At 51.2% G+C, this 20,321-nt stretch carries 12 protein-coding genes and 1 CRISPR repeat array (2 of these 13 cut by a window edge); of the genes, 3 read left to right on the top strand and 9 right to left on the bottom strand.

Annotated elements, in window-relative coordinates:
• A CRISPR array of direct repeats spans window positions 1–661; the repeat unit is 32 nt; unit sequence GTTTCAATCCACGCGCCCGTGCAGGACGCGAC (it extends 878 nt beyond the left edge of the window).
• A 255-nt stretch (window positions 662–916) separates the two neighbouring features.
• The 5 genes from AT705_RS23530 to AT705_RS23510 all read right to left on the bottom strand — a co-directional run bounded on the left by AT705_RS23530 (window position 917) and on the right by AT705_RS23510 (window position 4,494).
• A complete protein-coding gene (locus tag AT705_RS23530; protein WP_049865391.1) occupies window positions 917–1,351 on the bottom strand; it encodes a hypothetical protein in 435 nt (144 codons plus the stop codon).
• Window positions 1,352–1,360: 9 nt separating this feature from the next.
• A complete protein-coding gene (locus tag AT705_RS23525; protein WP_010379919.1) occupies window positions 1,361–1,615 on the bottom strand; it encodes a hypothetical protein in 255 nt (84 codons plus the stop codon).
• Window positions 1,616–1,762: 147 nt separating this feature from the next.
• Window positions 1,763–2,464: a porin gene (locus AT705_RS23520; RefSeq protein ID WP_058798747.1), complete on the bottom strand. Its 702-nt coding sequence runs from the start codon at window positions 2,462–2,464 to the stop codon at window positions 1,763–1,765.
• A gap of 202 nt (window positions 2,465–2,666) precedes the next feature.
• Window positions 2,667–3,659 (bottom strand): LNS2 domain-containing protein, encoded by a 993-nt coding sequence (locus AT705_RS23515; RefSeq protein WP_058798746.1) that lies wholly within the window; start codon window positions 3,657–3,659, stop codon window positions 2,667–2,669.
• Window positions 3,660–3,771: 112 nt separating this feature from the next.
• On the bottom strand, window positions 3,772–4,494 hold the full coding sequence (locus AT705_RS23510) for a hypothetical protein (RefSeq protein WP_157576968.1): 723 nt from the start codon (window positions 4,492–4,494) through the stop codon (window positions 3,772–3,774).
• A gap of 333 nt (window positions 4,495–4,827) precedes the next feature.
• Here AT705_RS23510 and AT705_RS23505 point away from each other — a divergent pair, with 333 nt between their 5' ends.
• Complete coding sequence (locus tag AT705_RS23505; protein WP_058798744.1) at window positions 4,828–6,021, top strand: GGDEF domain-containing protein; 1,194 nt, start codon at window positions 4,828–4,830, stop codon at window positions 6,019–6,021.
• 7 nt (window positions 6,022–6,028) lie between these two features.
• Here AT705_RS23505 and AT705_RS23500 read toward each other — a convergent pair whose 3' ends face one another.
• The gene (locus AT705_RS23500; RefSeq protein ID WP_058798743.1) at window positions 6,029–6,883 is read right to left on the bottom strand and encodes an SDR family oxidoreductase; all 855 of its coding nucleotides are present in this window, start codon (window positions 6,881–6,883) and stop codon (window positions 6,029–6,031) included.
• Between the two features lie 99 nt (window positions 6,884–6,982).
• On the opposite strand from AT705_RS23500, the gene AT705_RS23495 reads away from it, so the two are divergent.
• Together AT705_RS23495 and AT705_RS23490 are read left to right on the top strand one after the other, a co-directional pair.
• The gene (locus AT705_RS23495; RefSeq protein WP_058798742.1) at window positions 6,983–7,882 is read left to right on the top strand and encodes a LysR family transcriptional regulator; all 900 of its coding nucleotides are present in this window, start codon (window positions 6,983–6,985) and stop codon (window positions 7,880–7,882) included.
• Between the two features lie 149 nt (window positions 7,883–8,031).
• Window positions 8,032–8,478, top strand: a complete 447-nt coding sequence (locus AT705_RS23490; protein ID WP_058798741.1) for a DoxX family protein — start codon at window positions 8,032–8,034, stop codon at window positions 8,476–8,478.
• A 59-nt stretch (window positions 8,479–8,537) separates the two neighbouring features.
• Here the strand turns inward: AT705_RS23490 and AT705_RS23485 are convergent, their stop codons facing one another.
• The 3 genes from AT705_RS23485 to AT705_RS23475 form a co-directional block, all read right to left on the bottom strand.
• A complete protein-coding gene (locus AT705_RS23485; RefSeq protein WP_058798740.1) occupies window positions 8,538–9,209 on the bottom strand; it encodes a hypothetical protein in 672 nt (223 codons plus the stop codon).
• Between the two features lie 464 nt (window positions 9,210–9,673).
• Entirely contained in the window at window positions 9,674–19,678 is a 10,005-nt protein-coding gene (locus tag AT705_RS23480; RefSeq protein WP_058798739.1) for a non-ribosomal peptide synthetase, read from the bottom strand.
• Window positions 19,678–20,321: the final stretch of a non-ribosomal peptide synthetase gene (locus AT705_RS23475; protein WP_058798738.1), read on the bottom strand. The gene runs 9,364 nt beyond the window's last position; the window shows 644 of its 10,008 coding nt (coding positions 9,365–10,008); its start codon lies off the right edge, out of view — the gene reads right to left on this strand; its stop codon occupies window positions 19,678–19,680. Before AT705_RS23475 ends, AT705_RS23480 begins: the two co-directional genes overlap by 1 nt.

Raw genomic sequence — 20,321 nt, 5'->3', positions numbered from 1 at the left:
GACGCGACTTAGCGCGAAACGAGCAAACAACAAGTCATGCTGTTTCAATCCACGCGCCCGTGCAGGACGCGACTCACGGTCAAATCGGTCAATCAGCTGATGGTTGGTTTCAATCCACGCGCCCGTGCAGGACGCGACTAATGAATACAAGCCACGTTTAGGCTCTACCATGTTTCAATCCACGCGCCCGTGCAGGACGCGACACTGCTCGTGTGTAAATATGAACGATTCAAAAAGTTTCAATCCACGCGCCCGTGCAGGACGCGACATAGGTCGTAATCGCCAGACAATACCCTGAGCCGTTTCAATCCACGCGCCCGTGCAGGACGCGACTACCTTGATTTAGTTTTTGGTAGTTACTTTTTGAGTTTCAATCCACGCGCCCGTGCAGGACGCGACGCCTGTTTTGGCCCATAAATCGTGATGTTCGTAGTTTCAATCCACGCGCCCGTGCAGGACGCGACGTTAGTAGAGGCTGAGGGGTCGCCCTGGGAAGCGGTTTCAATCCACGCGCCCGTGCAGGACGCGACAATTCAGGACATGCGTTTGCGCATCGACTGCTCGGTTTCAATCCACGCGCCCGTGCAGGACGCGACTACGTGACGTAAACTACATTCTGCTCTATCAACGTTTCAATCCACGCGCCCGTGCAGGACGCGACAGCCTTAGCTATAAGGCACAGCCAGCTTAGCAAAATTGCAGGTTTTGCGCTAACCTCGCTACAACAAGCAAGCCAATCCAGATCAAATCTAAGCAGCTGAAAAAATATCCTTATTTTTGAAGAACATATAAGAGCGCTAACCTCCTGGGGTTTTCATGAGAACTAAGGGTTAGCGCTTCTTTTCATGTTTCAGGTTTTTTAAACGATTAAATATAGACTTTGGTAAACATATTAACCCAGAAACAGAGACCTTCTTTACGCCCCATTATTCCTGCTGGTGCCAAACACATAGCCCAGTAATGCGGTGAGGGTTGGGAAGAGCACATTGAGTATGATCAGCTGTAGCGTGTCGAACCAGAATGCACGGAAGGTGGCGCGCTGGCTGGCGAGTAGCTCTAGTTTGGCCTGCATTTGTTCGGCGCTGAGTGTGTTGTCTGGGTTGCTGGTGATGGCATTAAAAAAGCGGATTTCGCCCCACACAAAAATGCTGAGAATAATAAGCAGAAAGCCAATTAATACTGCAATGATCCCCCAGGTGAGGTTCACACCGGCTTTTTCTTTGCCGGTCAATGGCTCCGGATCGGATACCGGGGCTTCCATGGGCGACGAGTCCTGGGCGGAGCTTAAATCCAGGTTTTGCCATGGCGATGGTGTGTGGTTTTGGTCGCTGTCCTGTGCGTTCCCTGTCATCCTGTGTACCTAGTGTTGTGCGCTCGGCTTTGATTTGTTGATGTTATTGAGTTCAGGCATGACCAAACGATGTACGTCTTTGCCTTGTTTGTCTGCCGATAAAATGGCTCTGTCATGCACCACTTCGTCAGATGCCCAGTCCAGCAGCGTGAGTGCAACTTTGGTCAGATCGCTGGATTTTTTTAATCCTAAGCGTTGTTGTAGCTGCGCCAAATAGTCTGCGTCGACGGAAAAGCGTACTTCAGTTTTTTTACTATCTGCCATATTTACTCCAAAAAGTTTCCGGATTTCCTCCAATATTAGTGGAATAAGGAAAGGGGTGCAAACAAAACAATGCACAACTCCTTCATTGTTTCGAATCGAAAAAGGCCAGTCACATGGCTGGCCTTTTACTTACACTCGAGTATGCAATTAGAAGCTGTATCTAAAATTAACGTCCAGCGTATTGTAGTCGTCAACGTTGCGATATTCTGTATTTACCGAGAACATGCTGTTAAAGTGATAGCCTGCACCCACAAAGAAAAGTGGACTGCTATCGCCATCTTCACCTGTTGTTTTTTCGTAGCCTACCCCTGCTTTTAATTCAATATTTTCCAGCACTCGTGTCTGATATTGACCACGCAAACGATAGATAGTGGCATCGTCCTCAGCAGACGCGCCCGATGGTCTGACCGACACGCTTCCGTCCTGGTAAGCAACCGTCAGCGTACTATCCAGCGACAGATCAACTCGACCAATATGCAGGCTCACATCAAAAATAGACGTTTCGTCGAGAGTGTGGATATAGCCCGCACCCACTGTATATTGTTGAATTTCAAATTCAGTATCCAAGTTCAAGAACTTTGGATTTGTAGACCGCAAAAACGGATCGCTTTGGCTTACGCGAAGATCATCACTCACATTGTAGTAACGACCTTCTATATACAGGTTATCAAAGCGCTTGCTCACTGCCAGATTGATACCTATCAAACCATCAAGTGGCGCAAGATCTTTGTCATCAATTTCAAAACGTTTGTAGCCCACTTCTACTTTATCAAGATTAATCGTGTGAGCCGCCGCAGGCGCACCTGCCAAAAGCGTGGCTAATCCAGCCACAAGAGTTAACTGCTTCATTGTTTCCCTATTACTCTATCTCAAAACATACCGCCTATCGGACCTATTTTGGTCCAAATATAGTTGCGCGCATTATAAATATTTGACCTAAAATGTACAGGGTATACGCATTAATCTCGTGATAAGTAGTCAGAAAAGGAATAAAGTTACTCTTCTTCAGGCGGGATATGGGCCTGCTACAATGCAGGCCTAGTGTTCATGATTACTCACACTGCGCCGCAGGAAAGGTATCAACCTCATCGGTAATGTGTGCAGTGTAACTATTATTGGTAATCGCAGTGGTGCCGTAATGACCCGCGTCAGGACCTATTGTATAGCTATTTTGCGCCCCCAACCCTGCGCGGATAAAGGCTTCAGCGTCGGTTTTTGCGTTACCATACGCACGCACTATGTTCAGGCCTTGCGATTGTAATTGTTGGATCTGCTCAATCTTATACTCCGCCGTTCTGAACAAACTGGTTTCATTGCTCAAAGACGTACGTAAAAAACCACGCGGCAAGCCCATCCAGTTCAACCAGTCACGGGTGCCTTTGGCATACCAGTATACACGGGCAGTCAGGTAAACAGGCTGGTAACCCAGGTCCAGGTATCGGCGCACCAGGCTATACGCGCCTTCTTTTTCATCGGCCCGGTCAATCCCTGTATAGTCGCCAATTTGCTCCGCGTCGGATTCCGTCAGAGTACCATCAATATCGAACAAAACCGCCTGCGTATTTGGCTGAATGACGGTCACAAAACCTTCAGTACCACTGCCATCCGCAGGCACCGCAGCGTAAATGCGATACTGCCCGGCATTCATTGCTGGCAGTGTGACACTGGCTTTGCCGTCACTGTTGGTCACAGCGTCACCCAGATAGCGCCAGTCACTGTCCTGCTGAGCACGCAAATAAAAACGCACAGTTTCAAACTCGAGATCTTTGTGGGCAATCGCGCCATAATCGAACTTTGCTGTTACGGTAACACTGTTGCCTTCGGCCACCACTTCATCGTGGATCATATGAAAACTGGGCAACCAGGTAATAAAACGGTTAAGACCGTTGCGATAGCCCGCGCTGGGCACATCAGGTTTAGCATAATTTTGTTCAATCCAGCTCGGATCCGGACACTTTGGCAGTGCTTGTGCGCCAAATGTGCATGCAACGGCCGCAATAGCAACCGCTTTAGCTGTGATATGAGTCAACCTTGATAACTTCATACATACTCCCGTCGTTTAATTCGAGGCAAGAATATATACTCTAGATTACATTTCTATTAACGCAAACTTTTCACATTAACAAACATTTTAACAAAAAGGCGTATTTCCGTTGTCATCGGGTAAAGATGACTTTGGGCTTTGCTGGCTCTGCGGTGCGCTCTGGCTGGGATTTTCTGGGTGTCTGACTATGCGCAGACAGGCTTTTTAACGGGGTGGAGTGAATATTATGTTTTTCGGCTACCCAGGCATACTGCCCATAAGATTCAAAAATGTAGTTACCACTCGGAAGTTGGATCTGGCCATAGATCACGTCATCAGTCAGGGTCAGATAAACATAAGAACGCTCATCAGGCTGTTTGCCCACCTGACCTGTGAGTCGCTTTTCCTGCCCTGTTTCGGTGATATCTATGATTTCAGAACAGATTTTTTCCTGGGTTTGCGGGATCAAAAACTCAAAGCTGTCACCCACCTCAAGAGTACGAATGCTCTTTACGTCCAGCTCCACGTAGGCTTCGTCATACAACTCATAAGGGACTGTGGTGCCCGATTTAAAGAAAGCTCTGGCGTGCTGTGACTCTTTGTTGATGGTGTAGTAGGTACTTTGTAATTCATGTTGTGGCAGTCTCACGCCACTATTATGCTGGGCAGCCGTCATCACTGCTGGCTCATGCGTGATGGCCAGTTGCAATTCGGTCACGTTCAGCGGCGCGCTCACCTGCTCGCCCGACGTGTCCAGACCGTCAGGGGAAGTCTGCTCGTTGCCATAAAACAGCAACAAAACGCATGACACTAACCCAATGACGCCCATTAATATGTAAGTGAACACTTTCAACATATCAATAAATTAACAAATGAAGTACTAATGGGAACATTAATTGCTCTGCCAGTATTTATCAAGTGAGATTAATAACAGTACCGGCTGCCAGCGCCGCCTCTGTACATAAATAAACTAATATCAATATGTTAAAAGAGAAACACTATTTACCTTTGTTTACATTGACCAAACTGCCAATACACTGAATTTTTTACTAAAAGGGCTAAATTTTACCCAGATGGTGCGCATCTGAGCCCGCTGCTGCTATGCTTGACGCTTAAGAAAGTCTGATAATACGCCTGAACATACTTACCAGAGTGCAGGCAGCAACCGGAGCACACATAGGTCGATTTAATGCAGGTTCATGATCTTACACTGATGCTGTCGTTGTGGATTGCATCTCTTACTGGTGCGACTCTGCTGTTTGTGATCTCGAAAATGACCCAGACCATCACCGGCACCCGTGTTTGGTCCCTGGCTATGTTGTTGCTTTCCTTTGCCTATTTATCACAACTGAGCATGCAAAGTCTGGATGTTCAGTGGCGCGTTTTAACTTTTAATACCTTCCTGATACTGGGGCATTCAGCCTGGCTGATCGGCACCTGGCAATTTGTCGAACGCACCCCGTCAAAACAAAAAGTCGCCTGGCTGATCGTGCCTGTATTGTTCATCTCCTGGCTGACAGCCACCGTCTTTCCCGAGCGGGAGCTGCGTATCACGCTGATCGGCATTTGGCTGATAGCAGTACGCTGCCATTATGCCTGGGTGCTATACAAACATGCACGTCAGGACAAAAACGAATTTATGGCAGCCAGGATCACTATCGGGATCGTGTGTCTGGAGGTCTTTTTCTCGATTATGTATACCCTGCAAGGCGCGCTGGGCAACCTGCCACAAATCGGAGAAGCCTTTAACTGGGTAGCTGGCTATACCTGGGTTGCCGCCTTGCTGGGGATCCTCGCCGGTGCCCCGATTCTATTGCTACTCAGTGCCGGACGCTTTGTGAAAGCGCTGGAATTTGCCGCTAACCACGATCTGCTGACCGGGTTGCTCAATCGCCGCGGGCTGGCCAGACAACTCACCGAACTGCTGCCGCTAAGCAAAAGAAAGTGTGACTCACTCACCGTCATGATGATAGATCTCGACCATTTTAAGCGCGTCAATGATTTGTACGGTCACCAAAGCGGTGACCGGGCTATTGTCTGCATTGCCGAGGTACTCAAAACGTACTTTCGTAGTGCCGATCTACTGGCACGCTGGGGCGGAGAAGAATTTTGTCTGGTACTGTTTGACATGCAATCCGACATGGCAGCAAGCTGTGCAAACACACTACAAAATGCCTTTGCGCAACAAAGTCTGCAACTGGGGTTAGGTGATACCCCTTTGACCATCAGTATTGGTATTGCCAATAGCCGCGATATTAGTCAACAAGGCTTCGAGACCACCCAAAACCAGGCAGACAGCGCCCTGTACGATGCCAAACATGCCGGGCGAAACTGCGTGAAGGTGGCCAGCATGACACTAAGCCAGCTCGAAGAAACGCCCTGATCTCCCGTTAATCACTCAGCTGATGGGTCAGGCTTTCAAGCATAGGTGTCGTTGGCCGACCTATCAGGCGGCTCAATGTACCGCTATTCTCATACAGCCAGCCCCCATTCGCCTGAACTTCAGCATCGGCCAGCAATGCCGCAAATCCGGCCGGTAAACCGAGCTGAGTCAAAAAATCTGCATAATGTTGTTCAGACACATAGTTTGTCAGCACGGTTTTGCCACTGAGCTCAGTGGCCAAGTCAGCCAGTGCCTGCAAGTTAAAGCTCTGATCGCCCGCCAGCTCATAGGTTTTGCCAGCATGGTCCGGCTCGGTCAGTACCACCGCTGCTGCCTCAGCATAATCCCGCCTCGCAGCACTGGCAATTCGCCCTTCATGCATTGCACCAACAATGGCACCCGCTGCAATACTGCCAGCAATCCCTGCGCTGTAGTTTTCGTTATACCAGCCGTTGCGCAACAACACATAAGGCACATCCGACGCCTTAATCAACTGCTCAGTTTCCCGATGCTCATCACTGAGTTGCATGGGTGACTTGTCGGCATGCAAAATACTCGTATAAGCCAGCAGCGTCACACCCGCTTGTTTCGCTGCGTGAATAACCGCGCTGTGCTGACGTACCCGCTGGCCAATCATATTACCCGAGATAAGTAACAACTTACTTATCCCTTTAAAGGCATTAGTCAAGGTTTGTGGCTGATCGTAATCTGCTGTTCTGAGTGCTATTCCAAGATGATTTAACTCCTCAGCTTGCTCAGGGTCGCGTACCAGTGCCACGACCTGCGATGCTGGCGCACGCTTTAGTAAAGCCGCGATTACCAGCCGACCCAACTGACCATTTGCACCTGTTACTGCAATCATATTATCTCTCCACGGTTTGTGTTTTATGTTGATGGGCTTATTGTCTGGCAAAATGGCTGTTATCATAAGGTGGTCATTACAAAATGAAGTGTTCTGAAAATGATTACAATCAATCATGGCTCGCTGAAATTACTGGCTATCTTTGCAACGGTGATCGACAGTGGCAGTTTTGCGGCCGCCGCACGAAGTTTACACTCCAGTCGCTCACGAGTAAGTGAACAAGTGTCTCAGTTAGAATCGCAATTAAATGTGCGCTTGTTGCAACGCAGTACACGCCAGCTAAAGCTGACCCAGGAAGGAGAAAAAATACTGCAACACGCCCGCCAGTTAGACGGAATATTACAACATATAGAAGCGGAACTGACGGATACTGAGCCCAGTGGCCGGGTCACGCTGACCATGAATCACGACATTGCGCATAAGTTTATTCTGCCCAAACTCGACAAACTGGCACAACGTTATCCGCAGATCAGCCTGGATTTGATTGTCGATGATGACCCACTTGACCTGATTGAACAGCAAATTGACCTGGCTATTCGGATTGGCTTTATTCGTGATGAATCCTTGGTTGCACGCATTCTCCATCAGGAGCGCTTTGCCCTGTTTGCCAGCCCCACATTGCTGGCACAGTATGGCATGCCCAACACAGTGGCTGAGCTGGAGGCCATGCCCTGGCTAATGCTCAAACAAACCGCCGAGCAGGGCGCACAAATGCTGTTTGATAATGGCGAGCCTGTGATGATCCAACCCCTTCGGCATCACAGTTGTAATTCGCCTTACCTGTTGCAGAAAATGGTCGTGAGCGGGCTTGGTGTAGCAACCTTGCTGCCTTCTACCGTGCAACAGGAGATCAGCGATGGCAAGTTAGTCACACTCTGTGAGTCGTTGCACAGCGAACCGCTGGTGTTTTCTTTGGTTTATCCGTCTCGCCGTCAGGTGCCGCAACGTACCCGGGCCGTCATTGACTTTTTACTCTCGGAGTCGCTGTTTCAACTTTAAATTCTATTTAAAAGAACAATTAGTGCGATTTTTAGAAATTTTAAAAACTAAAAACGAATTTATACTGTTTCATATCGGCTGAGGGGAAAACAATGAAGCACGTTTCCCGCAAGCCCTGGCTTAAATATTACGCACTTGAGGAAACGGTAATGACTAAATTAATTCAACTATTCGACCAAAACACAACGCTGTCTCATATTGCTGCACTGCTTGCACGCATTGGCTTGTCGGCCATCTTTATTCTCGCAGCGATGAACAAGATCCAGTATTTTGAGGGTAACGCACAGTATATGGCATCAAGCGGTCTGCCTGGCGAGTTACTGCCACTGGTTATTGCCTTTGAGTTAATCGGTGGTCTGATGATACTGGGTGGCCTGCTCACTCGTCTGACAGCCATTGCATTCGCTGGGTTTAGTCTGGTTAGCGCACTGTTGTTCCACTTTGATCTGGCAGATCAAATGCAGTTTATTATGTTCTTCAAAAATGTTGCGATGGCGGGTGGTTTCCTGGCGCTGGCCGCCTATGGTGCAGGTAAATTCAGTATCGACCAAAAAATACTGGCCTCTCAGCCAATTGTAACTGGCAAACTGGCTTAATACCTGAAGTAAAAATCACGAACACGCGCGGTGGCTCAGCACACCGCGCGTGTTTGTATTTATTCTGACGCCATAACACGCTTACCATTGGCATCAACCACCAACAGATATGACTGACCAAAATCACCATTACACAAATCAATCGCGTTACCAGCAACCTCAAGCCCGTCAGCACAACTGCTGACTTCATAATAAGCGGTCACCTGGCCTTTTTCGGTGGTGGTGACTTTTTCGCCTCCAACCATCACGTCATAGCTGCCATTGGCAAACAAACGCACGTTAAAAACATCCGCTTTATTTTCCTGCTTTTTGCCAACCACAGACAAACTGCGTTCGCCGTCTGATTCCCAGGCAATCACCCACAGGTTGGCACCATCTTTCAACGTAGTATTCATACGCTCTTGCTTTTCACCACTGTTGCTGTCTTTAACACCCAGGTTGATCATGTTATTGATGGCTTTGTAGCTGTAGCTGTATGTCTTGCCCACTTCTTTTGCAGGTACATCCGCTGACACCACACTGCCGCTGTCAAATAGACCACTATAACCCGAACTGATAGACCTTCTTTTCGCGTGAAAATCGGCCATATAGTCCAGAGAGTTAACAAAAGACATTTTCGCATCATGGCTCAGCTGCTCGTCCAGCTCGTCACTACCTTCACCACATCCAGTCAGGGCTGCTGATAAACCCAGCAAAACTGCAAGCCCTAATCCTTTGTTGACGTTGTTCATAATCATCTCCGTAAATCCATCCAATAAAGAATAATACTGCCAGGCAATGCTTTGCCTGAGTTAAGTCTTAAACACCATCCAGGCTGATTACCCACAGCGCTAGCAAACGGTGTTGTTTATTTGTGTTTGCTCATTTTCATGGAGGAGATATTAACATGTTAATTACTTTCTCCAAGGTTGATAAATGTGCACAATTGTTTAATTCTGTAAGCTAGGTGACAGCCTTGTCACAAATACTCTATCACTCGCAAGAAGAGATAAAAATTCAATATTAATCAAGCATTAAATAAGTAGAACCTTGAGAGAGAACATAAATTAAATTTATGAAAGGTGCGTGACACAGGTGTCCAAACAAGCCGATATGTTTAATTAGAACCAGAAAGTTAACCACAACTTAAAACACAAAAAATTCACAACAAAATAAAAGCAACCCAGGGGCTGTCCCCCGGGCTGCTTTACAGGGCTCAGATTTCCAGCACCTCTTCGTCCTCATCGATATCGCTATCATCAAAGGCCGAGCTTAAAGCCACTTCGCTGTGGATCAGCTCAGCAACCTCGCCAAGGTACTGGCATTCAAAGACCTCAGCCACACTCAACTCAATTTGCCAGTGCGCTTTAATCTCACTGAGTAATCGCATCATCAATAGCGAGTGCCCGCCCAGGTCAAAGAAATTCGCCGACATACTGATGGTATCGGACTCCACCTCCAGCAGCCGTGCCACCACATCAACCAGTTGCTGCTCCAGCGCGGTTTGCGGTGCAACATATTCTTCAGTCATGGCTGTTAGCGCAACGTCCGGCAATGCCTTTCTGTCTATTTTGCCATTGGTGGTCAATGGCCAGGATGTAATTAATTGCCAGGCCGAAGGCACCATATAAGGTGGTAAACAGGCAGACATACTGGCCATGAGCTGTTCGGTTAGGTCATCGGTTTGTTGCAGAGGGTTTGGCTCAACATACGCAACGATCAGGCCGCGCGCTTTATTTACCACAACCAGAGACTGCGCAACCCGCTCATCCGCATTCAGTGCAGCCTCTATCTCGCCCAGTTCCACCCGGAAACCCCGGATCTTAATCTGGTCGTCAATACGGCCCACATATTCCACTAAACCATCGGGCTTAAACCGCACCAAATCACCGGTACGATACAACTCAGCCGCTTGTCCCGGCTCAGAAAAATAGGGGTTTGTAATAAACCGCGCTTTACTCAACTGCGGCTGATTCAAATAACCCAATGCCAGACCGTCTCCTCCGACACACAGCTCACCGACTACACCTTGAGGCAATTGACGTCCTTGCGGGCTTAGAACCAGAATATGATCCCCCTGCACACCTCGACCAATGGGTACACCGGCGCTGATATCCTGATCAGCCGGGACCGGATAGCAACAGGTAAAGGTGGTATTTTCGGTGGGGCCATATCCATTGATTACGGTGACCTTGGGCAGCCCTGTTTGCACAGCGGTGACGGCTTGTGGATTAAGCACATCGCCCCCGGCCAGCACAGTTTGTAATGCCAATGTGTGTGACTCTAATTCGCCACACACCTTACTCCATTCCGTGAACAAACCCGAGGTCAGCCACATTGCAGTAATCCCCTGCGAGCTCAACACCTTGTTGATCCCATCCAGTGACAGATAAGTCTCGGGGTACAACACACAGCGTCCGCCATTCAGCAGTGGCCCCCAAATTTCCAGGGTGGCTGCATCAAAGGCGATATTGGCGCTTTGCAGGAATACGGTCTGGTTGTTCAGGGCCATAAAGTTAGGGTCGTAAACCAGACGATTGACTGCCCGGTGCGGTGTCATCACGCCCTTGGGCGTGCCCGTAGAGCCTGACGTGTAAATCACATAAGCAATCGACTGCGCCGTTAGCCCTTCAGCCCTGGGCAGATCTAATACACTCAGTGCAGACCAGGGCGCATCTAAGGTGTCTAACGTGATTTTTGCCACCGAGCTGAAGGCCAGCACTTCATGCTGCGCTTGCTCAGTCAGGACCACAGTTAGCTGAGTATCTTCAAGCATATAGGCCAGGCGAGATTCCGGATAAGTGGGATCCAGCGGGACATAAGCGCCACCGGCTTTCAGAATCGCCAGGGTTGCAACCAGCAATTCTACAGAGCGGCCCAGACATAAGCCCACTAAAGCACCGGCACCAATCTGATGTGTTTCTCGCAGATACGATGCTAATTGGTTGGCACGCGCATTCAGCTCACCATAACTGAGCATCTGGTCATCCAGCTGCACCGCCACCTCATTCGGTGTCGCCGCAGCCTGCAACTCAAACAACTCATGAATACAAGACAGCCGCGGATAGTTAGCTCGCTCACTCTGCCACGTGTCTTGTAGCGCTATCTCAGCAGGCGGTAAGACCGTCAGCGTCGACACAGGCTGATTGCTATTATCTTGCAGTGCATTCACCAACCCATGCAGTGCTGTTTCCATCCAGTCAGCAATGCGCGCAGCCTCAACCGTTTGCTCAATCTGGAAGTCCAGCGTAAAGCTGGCTTGCTCGCCCAGATCGTTAACAGACAGATCAAATGGGTAATTGGTACGCTCACGGGTACTCAGCAAACTCGGGGCCCCCACATCACGGTGAGACGCAGCCTGCTCCTGCGCGGCATCATGCCCGGTATGACGGTAGTTGAGGATTGCGCTGAACAGCGGCGTATTACCGCTGATGGCACTGTGGCTTTGCGCTTCAGCCAGCGACACCTGCTCGTAAGGCAGCAATGCCTGTAGTGCGTCGTTAACTTCTCTCAGAGCAACCTGAGCACTTTGCTGTCCCAGCGAAACGCGCAGCGGCAAAGTATTGATCAACATGCCCATCATGTTTTCTATACCAGGCATACCATTCATGCGCCCTGACATTACTGTGCCAAATATCACCTCATCACGGCCTGTGCTGGTGCTCAATACCTGTGCCCAGGCAAGGTGGAATAGCGCAGCCGGGCTGCATTGCAGGTGTCTCGATAATGCCCGGATCTGCTGCGACAACGCCATATCAAGCGTAGTGCTATATTCCGCTACGGCATTGCCGTCTCCGGTCACCTGGGACAAGCCAAATGGCAAAGTCGGGGTATCAATGTCGCCGAGCTGCTCGGTGAAAAACGCCGCCGTATCCAGCTTAGTGCTTTGCGCCATTGAACGGGCGATAAACTCACGATAAGGCAGTGGTGCGGGTAATTCAGCCTTGTTTTGTGCACCCAGCTCTGAGAGCAAAATTTCCAAAGAGACATGATCGGTGATCAGGTGATGGAACTTCAGCAATGCATAAATTCTGCCCTGCTCGTCCTGTGGTGACACCATCAGTTGGATCAGCGGTGCTGACTCCAGCTCAAAGCCATGCGCGGCATTGGCCACATAGTCTTCAAACTGCGCTTTTATCTGCGCGCGCTCGAACGGCAACTCAGAGACCGGCAGTTGTGCCTCGCGCAGTACAACTTGCACAGCCTGCGCACGACCACGCCAGAAAATCGCGGTACGCAACACATCGTGGCGCTGGATCACAAAGTTCAGCTCAGCTTTGAGTTGTGCCAGTTGCGACTCATCCGCCAGTTCAAACGCCATGGTACTGACATAAGGGTCGTGCTGCTGGTTCAGCGTGTGCACAAACAGCACCCCTTCTTGCAACGGTGCCAGTGGATACATATCCTGCACGTTTGCAGCGCCACCAGGCACCTGCGCAATCAAGCTGTCTATGCTGTCCTGTGTCAGTTCAATCAAAGGCAACATATCCGGGGTAATGGTGCTCGCCTGCTCGGGGATCAGGTTTTGAGGCACGCTGAATTCAAATTCAACCTGGGGTTGTGCGTCCAGATGCGCAGCCATCACACTCAGGCTACCCGCCTTAAACAAGGCCTGCGCCTGGCACTGATAGCCCAGCTGTTTAACCCGGGACAGCAGCTGCATAACCAATAAAGAATGGCCACCCAGAGCAAAAAAGTTAGCATCACGGCTAATTTGCTCTACCGGCAGATTCAGAACATCAGCCCAGATTGCTGCCAACGTGCGCTCGGTATCGCCCTGTGGTGCCACATAATCACTGCTTAAATCCGCCTGTTCAGGCGCTGGTAGCGCCTTGCGGTCAATCTTACCGTTAGGAGTTTGTGGCCATTCGTCAATCAACACGAAACTGGCCGGGATCATGTACTCAGCTAATGACTGACCCAATGTCTCAACAATCGACGCTATCAGCGTCTGCTGCGCCGCTTGCACCTGCTCTGCAAGCGGTTTAACGTATGCCACCAGGCGCTGGTTACCCTGCGTATCTGACAACGCCATGACCAGTGCGGAATCAACTTCGTGATGCTCACCGATATGATATTCAATTTCACCCAGCTCAATGCGCAATCCGCGAATTTTTACCTGATGGTCCATCCGGCCCATATATTCTATGGTGCCATCATCACGAAAACGCACCAGATCGCCAGTTTTATAGAGTCGCGAGCTTGGCAATGTATCCTCAAACGGATTATCAATAAACCGTTCGGCTGTCAGCTCAGGGCGGTTATGATAGCCGCGCGCCAGACCTTCACCACCGATGTGCAGCTCACCACAGGCACCTTGTGGCAGCAGGTTAAGGGCCTCATCCAGGATCACCAGCTGAATATTCTGGATTGGTTTCCCGATCGGCACGCTGCTGCCGTGCGGCTGGCTGCAATCCCAGTAGCTGACATCAATGGCCGCTTCAGTCGGACCATATAAGTTGTGCAGTTGTGCCGAAGGTAAACTCGCTCTGAACTGTTCAACATGGCTGATCTGCAGCGCTTCACCACTACAGAACACCTGATTAATGGACGTACAACGAGCCAGATCGCCATGCTCCAGCATCACACCCAGCATAGAGGGGACAAAGTGTAGTTTGGTGATCCCCGCAGCCACGATCAGCTCGCTGAGGTATTCAGGCTCTTTATGGCCACCCGGTTTAGCAATCACCAGCTGCGCGCCTTTGAGCATTGGCCAGACGAATTCCCATACAGATACATCGAAACTGTAAGGGGTCTTTTGCAAAATTCTGTCGTCCGGGCCACAGCCGTATTCGTTATCCATCCAGTCGATGCGGTTGTGCAGCGCCTGATGCTCAACCAGCACACCTTTAGGTAGCCCGGTGGAACCTGACGTGTAAATGGTATAGGCAAGATTGCGGGCGTTCAGACCAATATCACTCACTGCAATATTGATATCCGGATAAGCGCTAAAATCGAACTCATCCAGTCGCGTAACGCTAGCTTCGCCAAGATTCACTCGCCCGGCAACCACTGCTGTGCTAAGTACCACAGCCGCATTAGCATCTTCAACCAGATAGCTAAGGCGTGCCGGAGGCAGCTCAGGGTCCAGCGGGACATAGGCACCACCGGCTTTGAGGATACCCCAAATCCCGATCACCATGTCCAGTGAGCGCTCAACACATAAGCCCACTAACGAATCCGGTCCGATATTGTGCTCCGCGCGCAGATAATGGGCCAACTGGTTCGCTCTGGCGTTCAGCTCGCCATAACTCAGAGTCTGCTCACCAAAGCGCAGTGCAATCTGCTCCGGGGTCGCTGCGGCCTGTTGCTCAAACAATTCGTGAATACACAGCTCTCGCGGATAATCCAGCGCGGTGTCATTCCAGCTGTGCAGCTGCTGTTGGCGCTCTGCACCATCCAGCACACACAAACTCTGCACCGCAGTGCTGCTCTGGCTGTCCAGTAAATCCAGCACCTGAGTCAGGGTCACTTGCAGATATTGTGCAATGCGCGCCGCCGGGGCGCGTTTGTCTACCTGAAGCTCAAACCCAAAGCCATCGCCGAAATCATCCACTGACAGGTTAAACGGATAGTTGGTCCGCTCCTCACTACTGATGACTCTAAATCCGGCATCCTGCTCCAGCTGCGACTCCTCTGTCGCCGAATGGCGGTAGTTCAGCATCGCGCTGAACAGGGGCAGCTGACCACTCACGCCACTGCAACGCTGCGCCTCGGCCAGTGACACCTGCTCGTACGGCATCAATGCACGCAGGTCATCGTTAATGTGTGCCAGCAGGCTCATTGCATCCTGCTCACTCAGCGACACCCGCAGCGGCAGGGTGTTGATCATCATCCCCATCAGCTGGCTGCTCAGGCCATCATCGCTCATACGACCGGATAAGACAGTACCGAACACCACCTCTGACTGACCACTACACACACCCAACACTTTAGCCCAGACCAGGTGGAACAGCGCCGCCGGACTGCTGTGGTACTGACGAGTCAGGCGGCGAATGCGCTGCGCCTGTGCGTCATCCAGCGTGACATGCACCGTCTCAATGCCCGAGCCATCGTTGAGCACATCCGTCAGACCATAAGGCAGGGTGGGTTCGCTGACATCTCCCAGCATCTGAGTGAAAAAGGCCTCGGTATCCAGACTCGCGGTGCGTGCCAGCGTGCGACCGACAAACTCCCGATAGGGCACCGGCTCTGCCAGGCTCGCTTCATTGCCCCGCAGCAGTGCCGTCAGCTCGTGCACCAGAATTTCCAGCGACACGTGATCTGAGATCAGGTGATGCTCACATAACAGCGCATAATGCTTGCCCTGCGCGGCGTCTTCACACACGCTCAGTTGCAACAACGGCGCATTTTCCAGCTCAATCCACAGCGGCTGCTCAGCCACATGCGCACTGAACGCGGCCCGGACATCGCTTTCCCCGCTAAAGTCCAGCTCAGTTACGGGCAGCTCCACCTCACGCTGTACCACCTGAAGTGCCGTGGTGCGGTTGCGCCATAAGATGGCGGTGCGCAGCACATCGTGGCGGGCAATCAGCGTATTCAATGCCCACTTAAAGCGCTCAAGGGACTCGCGGCTGTCGAACTCAAATGTGGTGCTGGTAACATACGGGTCCTGCCCTTCACTCATGGTGTGCACAAACAGCACACCTTCTTGCAGCGGTGCCAGCGGGTAGATGTCCTGAATGTTGGCCATGCCACCGGGGATAGTCTGTGCAATATCCGTGAGCTGTTGCTCATCCAGCTCAACGAGCGTCACCATCTGCGGGGTGATTTTGCTACAGTCCGCCGGAATTAAATTGGCGGGCACACGACTTGATTCCTCACTCCCAAGTGCCCGAACCTGGCGTGCCATGTCCTGTAGCGTGTGTGCCCTGAACAAGGCCTGCACGTCAGCCTGATACTGACGTGCGCGCAGCTGACTGACCAGCTGCATAATCAACAATGAGTGGCCCCCCAGCGCAAAGAAATTAGCATGGACACCCACCGTATCGACGTCCAGCGACAACAGCGACGCGACGATGTCGACCACCATTTTTTCAGCGTCGGTTTGTGGTGCCTGATAAGGCTGCTCCACCGTTTTAGCCGGCAGAGCCAGCAGTGCTCGCTTGTCCAGCTTGCCATTGGCCGTCAGCGGCCACTGACTGACAAAGCTGTAAGCCGACGGCACCATGTAATCCGGCAGGTTGCCGCTCAGGTGCTGTTGCAGTGCGTCAATCAGGCTGCTGTCTTGCTCACTTTGAATGAAAGCACGCAGCACCTTACCACCCCTGTTCGTACCATCAAGAGTAGCGGCCTCGGCTAGTACCACCGCAGATTCAATCCGTTCATGACTCATCAGCTGGGTTTCTATCTCACCCAGTTCGACCCGGAAACCACGGATCTTGACCTGATCATCGCTGCGTCCGACAAACTCGATTTCACCGTCTGCGCCGATCCGCACTAAATCACCTGTTTTATACAACCGAGCGCTCAGCGCGGGGTTGGCCGGATCAAAATACGGGTTATCAATAAAGCGCTCGGCGGTGAGTTCGCTTTGATGCAGATAACCACTGGCCAGACACTGACCACTGACATACAGCTCGCCCACCACGCCCGGCGGACATAACGTCAGCTGCTCGCTGAGCACCAGAGTCGCAGTATTGACGTTGGCGCGGCCAATAGGCACCGCACGCGGGTCATCGTAACCGCCGCTGATGGCATAGCCAGATGTGGTGACTGTGGTCTCAGTCGGACCATAGGTATTGAGCAGCACAAAGCCCGGTTTAAGGGAAGCCACCGAGTGTTTGTCCAGTGCTTCACCGCCGACAATCACCAGTCGCAATGCCAGAGATTCAAGCTCTGCTTCGCTCAGCGCCAGCATATGCCAGAACGCCGTTGGCAGGCTGGCCACACTGATGGCATGGTTGTCACAGAAGGCGATAAAGGCCTCGCGGCTCAGCGACACCTCTTCATCGCGCAGCACCAGGGTAGCGCCCTGCGTCAAAGTCGCCAGCCATTCCTCGACGAAAATATCGAAGTTCATAGTTGAGAACTGCAACACGTTGTCGGCTTCGGTGATTTCGTAGCGCTGCTCACAGTTAGCGGCAAAGTTGATCAGGTTATGATGGCTTATCATCACGCCTTTGGGGTTACCGGTTGAGCCCGAGGTGTACATCACATAGGCCAGATTATCCGGGGTCAGCGCCACATCCGGGTTACTGACTGGATAGTTTGCAAACTGGCTGGCGTTATCCAGCGGCACAGCCGTGACGTTAAAGTCATTCAGGATCCCGGCGACTTTTTGCTGAGTCAGCACCACAGACAAGCCGGTGTCTTCGACCATATACGCTAAACGCTCCTGCGGATAATCCGGGTCCAGCGGCACATAGGCCCCGCCTGCTTTAAGGATAGCAAGCACCGCCACCATCATTTCCAGCGAGCGGCCCACACACAGACCCACCAGGGTATTCGGGCCCACCTGATGCTCGGCGCGTAAGTAATGTGCCAGCTGATTGGCGCGTTCGTTCAACTGCTGATAAGTCAGTGTGCCCTCATGGCTCTTGACGACAATACGCGCGTCGCTTTGTACGGCGCGTGTTTCAATGAGCTGGTGCACCGGCATCGCAGACAATGCCACGCTCGGCCCACATAAATCTGCCAGATAGGCCTGTTGCTCTTGTGTGTCCATCAAACTCAATTGAGCCAGGGCTGTACTGGCAAAGCTGTTACTGAACAGATGTATTGCCCGGATCAGATGACGGTTCAGAGTTGCAATATAGTCGGCATCAAACAACGCCAGATCATAAGTCCAGCGCAGTACATAGCCTCCGTCCTGTGGGGTAATGTCGATATCTATGTCGTACTTCAGCGACACAATCTCGCGCTCGTACTGCCCAAAGCGCAGTCCGTCCAGCCCAACATCAGACTGATCGCTCACCCCAAAGTCACTGTCCATGGACAACATGATCTGAAACAGCGGATCGTGCGACAGGCTGCGCTCGACATTCAAACGCTCGACTAACTGCTCAAATGGTACATCCTGATTGTCCTGCGCGTCCCGATGCACTTCACGCACATGAGCAAAATAGTCACCAAGCGTAGCATGTTGCGTCTGAGTTCTGAGTACCAGATTATTAACGAAAAAGCCGATCAGCGGCTCCAGTTCGCTTTGCAATCGGTTGGCAACCGGTGTGCCGATCAGAATATCCTGCTGATTACTGTGTTGTGCCAGCACCCAGCTCAACGCACTGTGTACCAGCATAAAGGGCGACATCTCATTACGCTGTGCCACGGTTGTGAGCTGCTGACTTAGCGTACTGTTAAGACTGAAACTCTGACACCCGGCAGCACTTTGCTTTTCTTCCGGGCGCGCTTGTTTCAGCGGCAGGCTATGGACCGAGGGCGCATCGGCCAATGTTTCCTGCCAGTATGATAATTGTGATTCCAGTACGTTTTCCTGCAACCAGGTTTGCTGCCACAGCGCATAATCAGCGTACTGAATCGCCAGTTCAGGCAAAGGATCCTCTGCCCCTTGTGCAAACGCACGGTATAAAGTCAGAAACTCCTGACTGAGCAATTCAATTGACCAGCCATCAGACGCAATATGATGCATATTGAACAGCAACACCCCGTCTTGCTGCGCGCTCCCCGGATCCGCAAGCAAAATATAACGTGCCCGCATCATCACATCCTGAGTCAGATCAAACGGGGTATTCAGCTCCTCATCAATCAGGGCTTCGAGCTGCGCCACACGAGCACTTGCCTCTAGCGTGGTCAAATCACTGTGGGCGATAGCAAACGTCACCTCATCACGAATATGCTGCCGGGCTCCGTTTTCACCATCAACCACCACAGTGCGAAGTATTTCATGACGGCGGATAATGGCCTGACAGGCACGCTCAGCCACGGCCAGATCCAGCTCCCCAGTGACTGTCATCAGGGCTGGCATATTATATTGTGCCGAGCCCTGTTGCAGCTGGTCGATAAACCATAAGCGGCGCTGTGAAAACGACAGCGGTGCTAAGGTCTGATATTGTTCAGCGCGCGGCGTAACGGCCTCGCGCTTAGGTTGTGCTTCGCTGTCACTCAAATAAGCCAGCAATTGTGTTTTATTATCTCTGATCAGCTGCGCTATCTCTGCGGTGACTGCGCCCTTTTCAGCTTCGACTACGAGCGACCCGTCAGAGACACTCACCAAAATCAACTTGTCCTGAAGCAGACTTACTAACTGTTGCGGTTTCATTAAAACACAATCCTTTCTACATTATCTGATTGTTCTAACTTAGCTTTTAGTGCTTTAGCGGCCAGCAGTTCATCGAGCTGCACGGCTTGCTCAGCCACCGAGGTGTACTTAAATAACTGTTTGATAGTCAGTGTGCAGTCAAACCGGCTTTCAATGTCTTTCATCAACTTAATCACCAGTAGAGACTGACCGCCCAGAGAGAAGAAGCTCGCCTGGGTACTGATTTGCCCTTCATCCAGACCCAGCACCTGAGACCAGATAGCCACCAAAGCCAACTCCGTATCGGTTTGTGGCGCAATGTACTCGCCGCCCAATCCGGCATGCTCCGGGGCAGGTAACGCTTTGCGATCAATTTTGCCGTTCGGGGTTTGTGGCCATTCATCCAGCAATACAAAGCTGGTTGGGATCATATACTCAACCAGGGCGTCACCAAGTTGTGACTTGATAGCGTCGATCAGTACCTGCTGAGACGCTTCATCGCCCAGTGTATGCGGCTTCACATAGGCCACCAGGTGCTGATTGCCTTGCGTGTCATCGAGCGCCATCACCAAGGCTGAGTCCACTTCACTGTGCTCACCGATGTGATACTCAATTTCGCCCAGTTCGATACGCAACCCGCGGATCTTCACCTGATGGTCTATAC

It is taken from the genome of Pseudoalteromonas rubra (assembly GCF_001482385.1).
In the GTDB taxonomy this organism is placed as follows: domain Bacteria; phylum Pseudomonadota; class Gammaproteobacteria; order Enterobacterales; family Alteromonadaceae; genus Pseudoalteromonas; species Pseudoalteromonas ardens.
Note: the sequence above shows the minus strand (reverse complement) of the source record. Positions and strands in the feature narration are given on the sequence as shown.

Excerpts from the sequence above, each read along its gene's own strand:
- AT705_RS23530 (WP_049865391.1), bottom strand. The coding sequence starts at position 1,351 with ATGACAGGGAACGCACAGGACAGCGACCAAAACCACACACCATCGCCA.
- AT705_RS23525 (WP_010379919.1), bottom strand. The coding sequence starts at position 1,615 with ATGGCAGATAGTAAAAAAACTGAAGTACGCTTTTCCGTCGACGCAGAC.
- AT705_RS23520 (WP_058798747.1), bottom strand. The coding sequence starts at position 2,464 with ATGAAGCAGTTAACTCTTGTGGCTGGATTAGCCACGCTTTTGGCAGGT.
- AT705_RS23515 (WP_058798746.1), bottom strand. The coding sequence starts at position 3,659 with ATGAAGTTATCAAGGTTGACTCATATCACAGCTAAAGCGGTTGCTATT.
- AT705_RS23510 (WP_157576968.1), bottom strand. The coding sequence starts at position 4,494 with ATGTTGAAAGTGTTCACTTACATATTAATGGGCGTCATTGGGTTAGTG.
- AT705_RS23505 (WP_058798744.1), top strand. The coding sequence starts at position 4,828 with ATGCAGGTTCATGATCTTACACTGATGCTGTCGTTGTGGATTGCATCT.
- AT705_RS23500 (WP_058798743.1), bottom strand. The coding sequence starts at position 6,883 with ATGATTGCAGTAACAGGTGCAAATGGTCAGTTGGGTCGGCTGGTAATC.
- AT705_RS23495 (WP_058798742.1), top strand. The coding sequence starts at position 6,983 with ATGATTACAATCAATCATGGCTCGCTGAAATTACTGGCTATCTTTGCA.
- AT705_RS23490 (WP_058798741.1), top strand. The coding sequence starts at position 8,032 with ATGACTAAATTAATTCAACTATTCGACCAAAACACAACGCTGTCTCAT.
- AT705_RS23485 (WP_058798740.1), bottom strand. The coding sequence starts at position 9,209 with ATGAACAACGTCAACAAAGGATTAGGGCTTGCAGTTTTGCTGGGTTTA.
- AT705_RS23480 (WP_058798739.1), bottom strand. The coding sequence starts at position 19,678 with ATGAAACCGCAACAGTTAGTAAGTCTGCTTCAGGACAAGTTGATTTTG.